Origin of the sequence: Paraglaciecola sp., from assembly GCF_051252315.1 — a bacterium.
Classification (GTDB): Bacteria; Pseudomonadota; Gammaproteobacteria; order Enterobacterales; family Alteromonadaceae; genus Paraglaciecola.
Genome location: NZ_JBPOFP010000126.1, coordinates 1 through 12,014, shown reverse-complemented (window position 1 = coordinate 12,014; position 12,014 = coordinate 1). Strand labels below are relative to the sequence as shown.

At 39.1% G+C, this 12,014-nt stretch carries 8 protein-coding genes; all 8 read right to left on the bottom strand.

Annotation, left to right across the window (positions count from 1 at the left end; all coding sequences use genetic code 11):
• On the bottom strand, positions 1–388 hold a 388-nt coding region (locus ACSHXM_RS18385), incomplete at its 3' end, for a winged helix-turn-helix domain-containing protein (protein WP_435691214.1).
• Between the two features lie 422 nt (positions 389–810).
• A complete protein-coding gene (locus ACSHXM_RS18380; RefSeq protein WP_435691212.1) occupies positions 811–978 on the bottom strand; it encodes a hypothetical protein in 168 nt (55 codons plus the stop codon).
• A 250-nt stretch (positions 979–1,228) separates the two neighbouring features.
• Positions 1,229–1,597, bottom strand: a complete 369-nt coding sequence (locus tag ACSHXM_RS18375) for a tryptophan 7-halogenase (protein WP_435691210.1) — start codon at positions 1,595–1,597, stop codon at positions 1,229–1,231.
• 18 nt (positions 1,598–1,615) lie between these two features.
• Positions 1,616–3,091 carry a tryptophan halogenase family protein gene (locus tag ACSHXM_RS18370; protein ID WP_435691208.1) on the bottom strand — a complete coding sequence of 492 codons (1,476 nt, stop codon included), beginning with the start codon at positions 3,089–3,091 and terminating at the stop codon, positions 1,616–1,618.
• 131 nt (positions 3,092–3,222) lie between these two features.
• Positions 3,223–6,297 (bottom strand): TonB-dependent receptor, encoded by a 3,075-nt coding sequence (locus ACSHXM_RS18365; RefSeq protein WP_435691206.1) that lies wholly within the window; start codon positions 6,295–6,297, stop codon positions 3,223–3,225.
• 388 nt (positions 6,298–6,685) lie between these two features.
• Positions 6,686–7,630 carry a sugar phosphate isomerase/epimerase family protein gene (locus ACSHXM_RS18360; protein ID WP_435691204.1) on the bottom strand — a complete coding sequence of 315 codons (945 nt, stop codon included), beginning with the start codon at positions 7,628–7,630 and terminating at the stop codon, positions 6,686–6,688.
• A 30-nt stretch (positions 7,631–7,660) separates the two neighbouring features.
• The gene (locus ACSHXM_RS18355) at positions 7,661–10,750 is read right to left on the bottom strand and encodes a DUF7133 domain-containing protein (protein WP_435691202.1); all 3,090 of its coding nucleotides are present in this window, start codon (positions 10,748–10,750) and stop codon (positions 7,661–7,663) included.
• Between the two features lie 191 nt (positions 10,751–10,941).
• The coding region (locus tag ACSHXM_RS18350; RefSeq protein ID WP_435691200.1) for a PQQ-dependent sugar dehydrogenase at positions 10,942–12,014 on the bottom strand (1,073 nt) is incomplete at its 5' end.

Here is a 12,014-nt window from a genome sequence, read left to right as displayed (position 1 = left end):
GTTTTGAATAGCTAGGTTCCAGCGTTAATTTATAACCCTGCTTCGTGATGGTTTTAATTATATTTGAAGTGTTGGGAGAATCTCCCAATATCTTTCGTAAATCAGCAACAGCCCTGTTAATAGATTCATCCGTTACAATTGTGTTGGGCCATAGCTCAGCCAAGATTTCTTCTCTAGAAACCGTTTTATGGTAATTATTCACCAGTAACATTAATAATTTCATTAAACGAGGGGGCACATTCTGCACACCATCATGCCGTGAAATAGTGCTTTCAATTGGGTTAACTTTGGAGTGATGCAGAGAGAAGATAGACTGCTGCAATGATACAGTCGTATTTTTGTTTTGCTTGAACATAAACAAAAATCTATTTGATAATGAGCTTAACAATTTACATATCCTCCTAACATTACACATTGTGTGTAATCGTTATCATCCTGAAAACAATCAATTCTGCGTACAAATACTAATATTTAGTATCCCATTAACCTATATAGCTGTAAACGTTTTCATTTTAATTTAACATGAAATTTACAAAACAAGTTAAGTAAACAAAAGGTATTGACCCAATGGGCAGGAAAAGTGTTTCCACTACTACCTAAATATCTAGAAAGGCAAATACTAAAATAAATTTCGTGAAAATAAGAATTTATGTCGGACAATAATTTATTAAATTAAATCAGGAGTCTAAGCATCAAGAAAATAGAGACCTAGCCAGCTACGCTAGGCCTCCACTTCACACAGGCAGTAACAATAGTTATGACAGCTTTATCTTCGCTCCACACTAAGCCAAGACAAACATAGTCTTGCTACTACCCTACAAAAGTAGTGCCAGGGCCAACCACAACCCTGTCACCACTCCACACAAAAGTAGAAACAAAGCCAACCACAACCTTGTCACTACTCCACACAAAAGTAGTAACAAAGCCAACTACAACTTTGCCACTACCCCACACAAATGGACTAATAAAATGCTCCACCTACTTCTTTTGCACCATCTAATAATTTGTTGAAACAAAATGGGAGTGAAACTGCATGAAATTCAACTGAAGTGTTAATGAGTACAACATGAAAAAATATGAAGTCTTATATTTCAATAACTTAAATCTAAAGTGATTAAGAAAATTCACAATAAATTAGCCTTAACAAAGTTTTTTAAAGGTATTGAGACAGGAAAGATATCTAAAGATAAACAAGTAAGCGCCCATGCAATTAATACAACAATAAGTATTAGCAGAAACGCTGTTTTAATTGATTAATTAAATGACGATTGGTGGGCAATACAGAGATAATTTGAGACATTTTACCTTGATTAGCTGTATACATTTTGTTGGCAACTTCACTGTTACGCATTGGTGTTTCATATGAAGGGCATTTGGTAGAAAATTTCATACCATACAAAACGTACTGATAACTGGCGGAAGGAAAAACTTCTTCATTTTGAATAAAGTCATATCTTGAAGGAGGTTGATAACGCCAAATTTCTAATAATTCTTGTAGCCTGTCAGGTACGCTATCCAACTCTTTATTATCACGCCAATAATCAAGATCTTCTCGTTCATTCAAAACGTAGTGCAATTTAAGAAAGTAGATTACCAAACACTTGCCACTGGCGTTTTAATGTTTACAGTACGATTTTATGAAAGATTGATGATTAGGCATAATAGATACCTGATTAGACACGTCTAATTCGAGGGTCGCTAAAAACTGCGTGAGCTGTCCATTATTAAAAGTTTTGGCTATTGGGTGATATTTCTCGGGTTCTAATCCTTGGCCTAACATTACCTGAGTCCATGAGTCTAATCTAAAAAGCTCTCCCTCTGTTTGATAAGACTTTCCTATGGATTTGAACAGTGACATTCTATGCGCTAATTTGTCGGGAATCTCCATGTTTTTGCAATATCGCCAAAACGGACTATCCTGTCTCTCCGTTTGTTTGTAATGCAGTATAATGAAGTCTCTGATTTGTTCCATTTCTGTACTTGCTTGTTGGTTATATTCGTCTATGACACATTGAGGGATATCTCCCATGTTGCCGAGTTGTAGCAAGCGAGTGATTGCCGTCATTATCAGGTGAATACTGGTGGATTCTAATGGCTCTAAAAACCCAGCTGACAAACCAATCGCTAGACAGTTTTTAACCCAAGTATTTCTGCGCCTCCCCGTATTAAACTTAATGACTTTAAGGTCGGTTAAAGGGTCACCACTAATGTTTGCAAGTAAACTTGTTTTAGCCTGTTCATCTGACATGTAACGACTAGAGTAGACTAATCCATTTCCTGCTCGGTGTTGTAACGGAATTTTCCATTGCCAGCCAGCTTGATGGGCGATTGACCGGGTATAGGGCGGGATGTCTTCAGATAACGCGGTTTGCACAGCAATGGCTCGGTCGCATGGTAACCAGTGACTCCAGTCTTCAAACCCAGAATGTAATGTTTTTTCAATTAGAAGGGCTTTGAAACCAGTACAGTCTACGAAAAAATCCCCTTCAATAATTTGACCTGAGGCTAATTCTAGAGAACTAATGTATCCATTTGAGTAATTCTGATGAACTCTGCTAATCAAGCCGTCATAATGTTTGACACCGTTTTTACAGGCAATATTCTTTAGATACTTGGCGTATAGGCTTGCATCCAAATGGTAAGCATGATTAAGAGTTACTTGTTGTAAATCGCCGATTTTATTAGCCAATGCAGCTTTAAATTCAAGGCAATAGTCGCCAAATTCTTTAGCTACCCCCAATTCTTTTCCTCTCATCCAAAAATGCAAAAACTCGGTGATCATTGTATTTTTGCCGGTTTCACCAAAAGAATGAAAGTACTTCTCTCCTACTTGTTTCCAGTTTTCAAATTCGATTCCTAGCTTGAAGGTTGCTTGAGTTGCTTGCATGAATTCACGTTCATTAATGTTTAGAAATTTATGAAAAGATTTCATTGGCGGAATTGTGGCTTCGCCTACCCCCACCGAACCAACTGCGCTTGATTCCACTAGAGTAATGTCATAAACATCTCCCATCTGCATGGCTAATGCAGATGCTGTTAACCAACCAGAAGTTCCCCCTCCAGCGATGACAACTTTTGTCTTTTTATCCATTATGTTTTCCATAAAACGCTTTCACTCACTTATTCAGCACTTTTTCACTTTAACAAGTTTATAGGCAAATTTTCTAGACCAAACAGCAAGGGCCACTAACCGCGGCCCTTATCAGTTTTAGCCACTAAATATTAAAAGGTATAACGCGCACCAATTTGATAGCGGGCGCCAAGATCTTCATAAAACTCAACCATGCGCTCAGTACGCCCATGGTCACGACGATCTTCTTCAGTAATATTAATCGCCTCCACAAAGATCGAAAGGTTTTTACTAACATCATATGACACGTTCATATCTATTTGTGAATAAGCTTCAGTATAAATTGGATTGTTCGCAGAACCACGGCTTGCAGTGATGATGTGCTCATCCCGCCAGTTCCATGAAACTCTTGCTGAGAAACCATTTTTTTCGTACATAGCCACTAAGTTAGCGGTATCACTTAAGCCCAGCAATGGAAACTGATTAGCACCAGGAAGAGCAGAGTTATCATAATGCACGTCACCACGCACAATTGTGTAGTTAGCTTGCAAACCAAAACCAGACTCGCCGAAGAAATGTTGTGCGGCAAGTTCAGCACCGTAAACTTGACGCTCACTTGTATTGACGGGTTTACTTACAGATAACATCATGAGTGGGTCCTCTGAATTTGCCACAAAGTCCCCCGTCCTGAAGGATACGGTCTCAGCATTGGTAATCTGCTGATTATATCCAGGCTCTCCTTGCTGAATAAAGTTGTCCCAAGTCAAGCCATTTAACTCAGGCGCGTCTGGGTAGGCTTGCAGTACCAAGGCAGTATAAATATTCGAGTCGTTCGTGTTTATACCCAATGCCTGCAATTGAGCTACTGCAGCCTGAACCCTTGGACCAATAGTTTGATCACGAATTCCCCAAACATTTTCAGTAGAACTAGCTTGACCGATAAAGTTTTTAATTCGTTTCTCATATAAACCTAAAGACACGTAACTGGTATCTTCAAAGTACCATTCCAAAGACAAATCAATATTATCAGACTCAATTGGTAACAACTCAGGGTTATTACGCTGTGCCGTTTTAGTTAGTCCATTAAAAGAAGAGCCACCAGCAAAATTAAATTGGCTTACATCACTTTGTAACTGTCCATAAGCCGCTCTTGAAATACTCTTGCTATAAGAAAAGCGAGCAATTAAATCGTCCCGAATTGCAATATCAAAATCAAAAGCAGGTAGTACATTGCTATAACTAAAATCGGTTGTTACATCTTCAACTGAATTACCAAATAGGCCACGATCATCGTTATTACCAAACCACAACCAGCCTTGGAAACGCCTTAAATAGGCTGTTGATGATAGACTCGTATCTTCGTAACGTAACCCCGCGGTGAAGTTGGTTTCCATACCCCCTAGCTCACCATTTAGATGTACTTGAAAATAGGCAGCATCTGTATCTTCGACTATCTGATTGTCAGAATTCCAATTACTCTCTATGTCTGTCGTCCAAGGACTACCGCTATTCGCGGTCGCATATAATGGATTAGCAATAAGAGACTCTAGAATATCCTCCGCATGACCCTTCATCGCAAGCTGAGGGGCGCCTGCTGGAATACCTTCCATTGTGCTAGGGTTGTAAATTTCTAACAAATTAGACGGGATATCACCTGGATTACTCGCTCCCCAACCACCCAGAGTCATCTGTTTAACAGAATTTCTGTTTCGCATATCTACTGAACGAGTCTCAATACCAAAATCAAAACGCCCCTCGTCAAACTCATAGCTTAAATCTACTTTAGCCTGGTCAACACTTGTCACCTGGTCGGCATATCGAATATGACCAATTTGTGAGGAATGCATTTCAGGAGTGAGGCCATTAGGTCTCTCAAGTGTCTGCAAAGGCACATCACCATCATAGGTATAAGACTGACCTGTTCCGGTATTAGCTGCAATTTGAATCGCTGTTTGGCCAGCTCCCTTATAACCATTCGGCATACTTTCGGCTTCTGAAGAGTGAGCATCAAATACGACTTTTAAGTTATCAGTAGCCTGCCATTCAAGGTTAAGACCCACTGAAGTTAAGGTATTTTCTTGTGCATTATATTGTTGGTCCTGCCCCAATGAAGACGTTGTACTATTAGGCGTATTCACAAAGATAGGGGCTACAACAACAGGGTCTGAATCAAATACAAGCTCTGTAATCCCACTAGTACTCATCCAAGATGTTGCTTCAGTTCTGCGCTGCTCAATATCATTATTGGCGTACGTATAGTCTAAGGTCGCTACAAATCCTGCAGTAGGCGCGAATTGAACGGTTAACTGAGCGTTATCACGAACTCGTTTAGTTTCAACGTCAGAATAACGAATATCATCGGGCCTTGTGTACAACTGGCCATTCGCAGGGGCATTTTCAATTCTGATGCCAGACGTATCTGCAGGTAACTGGTACAAATCATTGACCCCAACAACCCCCATATTCCAGTTATTAATTGTCACCTGTTCAGAGCCGGAATCGCGCTCAGAATGACTGAATGATAATGCCACACCGAAAACAGCATCTTCATTTGTATAGCTAATTAAACCAGATAGCTCAGGGGTATAATCGGAGTTTTCTACATTAGTGGTATCGTGTATAGCTTTTGCACCAATAGATGCTACTAAGCCTTCGTTATCAAGGGGCTTCAGGGTATTAATATTTACAGTCGCACCGATCCCGCCACTCGCTAGATTTGCTCTACTGGTCTTATAAACTTCTACCGACTTAACACTATCTGAAGATAAGTTACTAAAATCAAATGAGCGTGAAGCATTGCTTGTAGCACTAGGACCTGACGAGCCATTACCGCCCCCAGCAAAAACACTTGCAGTAGGCATTTGGCGACTATTTAATGTGACCAAGTTAAAACCATCACCAAAACCACGAACGGTGATATTTTTACCTTCACCATTTTCACGATTAATCGAAACACCAGTGATACGCTGTAGAGATTCAGCTAAATTAGTATCTGGAAACTTACCAATATCCTCCGCTGATATGGCATCTACCACGCCAGTAGCATCTTTCTTTAATGCCGTAGACGCTTGAATACTGCTACGTATGCCGGTTACTTGAATTATTTCTGTATCACCATTTTCGTCAGCTTCTTGAGCGATGACATTATTTGTCGATAATATCGAAGCGACAGTCACCGCCAACATCGACTTCCTAAAAATTAGATTGTTATTGTTTGTCTTATTCATGCTGTTGTTCCAAATAAAGTTTAATTCGTTAAATCTTTTTATGTCGTTTTCTAAAGCGGACACCTAAAAATTTCCGCAGGGGTAATAGATAATTAATGTGAACATTGCTGTAGTGAAACAACCTGAAATAGTCGTGAGAATTAGATGAACATGATGTGAAGTTAAGATGAAGGCGTTGTTTTTAAAGGTATTTTTCTAATAACACATAGGGTTATTAAAAAGCTTTAATAGGAGAATAATGAATGTAGTGAGTAACACCTTTTACTGTGTAATCAAGTTTGGAACTCAAATGAACACAGTAAAATCCACCAATACATTAAAGATTTTGAAATGCTAAGAATTAATTCGGATATTTCTAGGAGCAAATAATAAAGTTATTAAGCAACACTCAAGCGTCCTGCCATAACTGTTTTATTTTTTTTAGGTCGCGTTTCATAGCTGAAAATACTTGGGCACTGCTGCCAGATATTTTAGTCGCACCATGTTCAGCTCCTCCTAAATCATATTCAAAATGCACGGACACTGGCACTATAATATTGAGTTTTTTAAGCACCGCAAAATAATGTTTAAAATCTACCATGCCTTGTCCGATCGGAACATTTTGCAGTGTCCATTTACCATTTTGTTTCTGCCATTTATAGTCTTTTAACACCAAACTATTAATGGTTTTACGTAACATGTTAAAGGTTACAGGCCAAGATTGCGCCCCTTCCACAGACGCATGACGAATATCATATTGGCAGCCCATGTGGTCGCTATCTATACCATCAAGCATATGCCAAATGTCCCATACCTGCGCACCAACAAAATTGGCTCCAGCATGATTTTGGTAAGCGCCTTTAATCTTGGCTTGTTGATTAACTGCAGCTAACTGATTAAGGTTTTTATTAAGGCCTTTGAGTAATTGTGGGACGTTTGGGTTTTGCGGAAAACGATAATAGCCCATTCGATAAACTTCAAACCCGTGCATCCCAGCTTGTTGCAAAATATCTAAAGTATGTTTCTGGTCTGCATGAGTAATCGCGGTGGTCATCATATTTGGCGTTAAATCAGCAGACTTAAGTCCTTCAACAGCTTTTGGTAAATCGTCGATAACCCGCTCTGGTAACACATGACCTTTTGGGCGAACGGTTAAATCAACGCCAGTAAAACCTATATTGGCAGCGGCATCCGCCATATCAGCATAATTCAAAAACTGTAGATGTTTAGAAAAAACATTCAGATCTAAGTCAATATTATTGCTTGCTTGCTGCGCACCAAATACTGAATAAGTAGGAAAAACACTGCTCATTGCTAAAGCAGTACTTGCTTGAATAAATTGACGTCTTTTCATCTACTTCTTCTCCTTAACCCGCTAGTCTGACTATTGCCTAATGTATGCAAACATATCTCGAATTTGCTGCTCACTCATGTGCTCAATGATGCGTTCTGGCATGATAGAGCTAGTTTGTATCTCAAGAGATTCTAAATCATCAACTTGGAAAGTAACTGCATCCAGACCATGAGGCTTCAAAACTACATAATTAGCATTTCTATCTTGTAAAATACCTACCACTACCTGACCACTTTTTTGTTTTGCCCGATACAAAACATAACCTTCTCGAATTTCTGCATTTGGGTCGACTATGTTCAACACAAAACTATTTACATTGTTACGGTCATACCCTGTTAAATCTGGCCCTAAAGTGCCACCTTGACCAAACAGTTGGTGGCAGGCACCGCAAAACTGGCTAAACACTGTTTTTCCTGCTGAAATACTTCCCTTACCTTTACCTAAAGCACTCTTAATCTTGGCTATTTCATCTGATTTTTCTGAACTATTTGTCACTTTTACTTCTGGCCAAATGGCGTTAACTTGGCGGGTAACTAATTCGTCATTTAATAACTTAAACCGACGAACAATGTGCTCTGGCACGTCAGCTTTTTTAACTTGCCTTGTTTGGTTTATCATAGGCAAAAACTTCATTGCCCACTCCACTCTGCTAGCATACAAAGATAAAGCTAAATGTTTTAACTGCTCATCTGCACGTAACTTGTCTGGATAATAAGACACTAATTTGTGACCTAATTCAGAGCTATTAAATTGTCCTAATGCCTTTAGGGATTCAAACCTCACTCCTGCAGGTTCCGTAGGGTTAATTAGTAATTTTGTTAAGACAGAAACAGCTTGGGATTCTTGAGTTTGGCCCATTAACTTTATGTAAGACAATCGCTCTAACGTTTGGCTAGCGTTATTACTAATGACATTCAAAGCTTGTTTAATGGCGACAGGATCATTTTGTTTAATGCGCAGAGATAACTTGCCTTCGCCAAATTTGTTCTCTAACTGCTGAACTTTATCAACCAGTCCTTTAGGTAACAAAGCTAAATCGACGGTTCTAATACTTTGCTGAATCGCGGCCAGTAATATTTTCGAATGTTTGTCTGAAGGCGACAAATTTATAATTTCATGACTTGTTTTAAAGTTTTGGCTACCACCCGCTAAGGCATAACGTTTAATTAGTCGGGGCAAAATTACATTTTCTACAATGGGCAAATGCCAAGTTTGTGGATCTGCTAAAAGTTTGATTAATGCTTTTCGGTTATCTATGGCTTTAGATTCTATTGCCCACCAAATTAGCATTTGGTTTTCAACGTCATTTTGACTCGCTGAGTTTAGCAACAATTGACTAATAATGGGTATAGCCACATCGGCAGGCAAACGTTTTGCGCTCGATGCCAGCTGACCTATTACTTCGCCGTGATTTTCTTCTGCAGATAATTGTATTAGTTTGTCAGCAACTACCTTTGATGCTTTTTTACTATCCCCTACCAAACGCACTGCCCATAACCTAACGTAGGGGTCATTGTGGGCTAAGGCTTCTATAATGACTTGCTCCGTTAACCCACCTGACAAATTAATCGCCCATAAAGCTTCTAAAGCATGTTGAGGATCAGATGAGCGGAACAAAGTCTTTAATTCTTTTATGGCTTGTTTGTCTTTTCGGTCACCAAATTGGCGTAAAGCTTGTTGTCTAAACCATTTATTGTGACTGGTTAAAGCAGCCGTCAATTCAGAACTGTTATATTGACTCAAATCAAAAGACTTTGCGGTTTTAGGTTGTTTACCTCGCAAACGATATATTCGGCCAGTGGTTTTATTCCATGTATCTCTAGGGTCAACGTGAGACAGTCGGCTATCGTACCAATCAGCTATATATACAGCGCCATCTGGGCCGGCTTTAATATCTACTGGCCGAAACCAGTGGTCATCACTTTTGAGAACCTTTGACTCGTCTATGGCCTTAAATGTTGAGTCTTGTTTTTCTAGGCGACTCATCTGCACAAAATTAAGCAATGGATTTAAACCAAACAATTTATCCTTGTATTGTTTAGGTAAGTTTCCACCTTCATATTTCACCCATGCATGGGTAAAACGAATACGATCACCTTGTAGTGGAATACCGCTCAAATACCCTAAGGCGTATGGATTGGTTAAGGCACCGTGTTTACCCCAATTTTTTTTGTAATACCCGCCTTGTTTATAATAGTAACCGCGGATCACTTCATTGGTTCCCGAGTAGAAACGGCCTTTGTTATCAATTTCCACGTAGAAAGTATTGCCACCACCTTCTGCGTATATTTCAAAGGTTTTAAGTTCAGGGTGGTAACGCCAAAATGCCTGTCCTTTAAAATGTACATTTTTAGAAACGGCTGAATTAACGGTGGAAATAGCTGTGCTACCTTGAGCGCCATACAACCAACCATCTGGCCCCCATCTTAAGCTATTCGCTACTGCATGAGTATCTTGTAATCCAAAACCATCTAGGTGCACTTCAGCCTCGCCTTCTGGAATTCCGTCTCTATTAGAATCTGGATATGCCACTAAATACGGAGGTGTTAACACCCATATTTTTCCACGGCCTAAAGTGACACTGGTTGCTATGTTTAACCCTGAGATAGCATCAGTGGATTTGTCAAATACACCGTCATTGTCTGTGTCTTCAAAAAATGTAATTTTATCTGCGCCTTTTAGGCCCTTTCCAGGTGGCTTGGGTGTTTTGTCAAATACAGCGCGATTATGGTTATCAATATCCACCACTTTTACCCCTTCAGGGTATGGATATTGATTATATTGCACCACCCACATTCGCCCACGATGGTCAAAATTAATAAACACGGGTTGATGAATTTGAGGTTCGGCTACAACTAAATCTAACGCTAAATCTTCAGGATAATGAAAACTTTTTAATGCATCTTTAGCAGGTGTTGGTAATGAATCATCCGTTTGAATACCTCTTCCATCAAAAGCATGCATATATTTAGCAACGGTTTCGTTGCCTGCAATTTGTTCAACGGATACATTTTTTGATTGGATTTTATAATTAAGTTGCTGCGATGCAACACGTTTTTCGGAGACGCAACCACAAACCAAGAAGGTGCAAAATATTGTGACTAAAGCTACACAGCGCATACAAACCTATCTATTTTGAAAGTACGGGTGGACATTCATTTAGCTAGGTTAACATACACTATGCATTAAAATTTATGTGTACTTGATAAAAATTAGGGGAATTATAATGAATATAATTCCCCTAACAAATTGATAGTATTTAAACTCATTCAGTTTAAATATAATTTAACCTTATCTGCAATAACACCAACCTACTCCACTACTTTGTGGATTTTTCCGTTAGCATAATCAGCCAAGAATAGTTCGCCTTTTTTATCTAAGGCAAAAGCAGATACATTAATATCGGTATCAATTTCAAGTCTGTTATTAGTAAATGAAGGGAACTCAACAGACCATATATTACCCAATATAAAATCAGCATATACGTAACGATTAACTAGTTTTTTAATACTACCTTGGGTGTAGACTTTACCGCCTGTAATAGACATACCATCTTCTCTTCCATAAGTGATTTTAGGTAATTCCAGCTGAGATTTGTCACAGTTTTGCTTCTTATTTTTGAAACAGATATCGCCTTCCATAATTTTCCAGCCGTAATTTTTTCCTTTTTCAATTAGATTCACTTCTTCAAGGGTGTTTTGTCCTACGTCCGCCAGAACTAAGTAATCATTATGAAATGTGAAGCGCCAAGGGTTTCTGATCCCGTAAGCCCATATTTCATCTTTGGCTTGAGCATTATTTACAAAAGGATTCGTGTTCGGTACTAAATACGGCACATCATCAGAAGTGTTTACATCGATACGCAACATAGTGCCCAATAAGGTATCAAGGTTTTGTCCATGACCTTTTGGATCGCCACCACTACCACCGTCGCCCATACCGATATAAAGATAACCATCTGGTCCGAATGCTATCTGACCAGCGTTATGATTTTTATAAGGTTGTTCTACTTCTAGAATCACTTTTTCGTTACTTAACGAAGCCTCAGTCTGTTTTACATGCATTGTAAAACGAGAGATCCTAGTCCTGCGATCTCCTTCTTCTGGGTTATAATTGACAAATATATAATGATTGTTTTCAAAGTCAGGATGTAAGGTTATACCTAATAAACCTAATTCACTGTCAGTGACCACTTCAAAAGTATGGACGGCTGATAATCCACTGTTTATTGAGTCAACCAAAACCAAACGACCCGTTTTTTCAGCCACCAGTAATCGTTCGTCTGGCAAAAACAATAAATCAGTTGGTTGTTCTAATTCACCCACTACCTCTTTCAATTCAAACGAAAATACGAAAGTCGGCAGACAAAGTAATAGTACTAAGG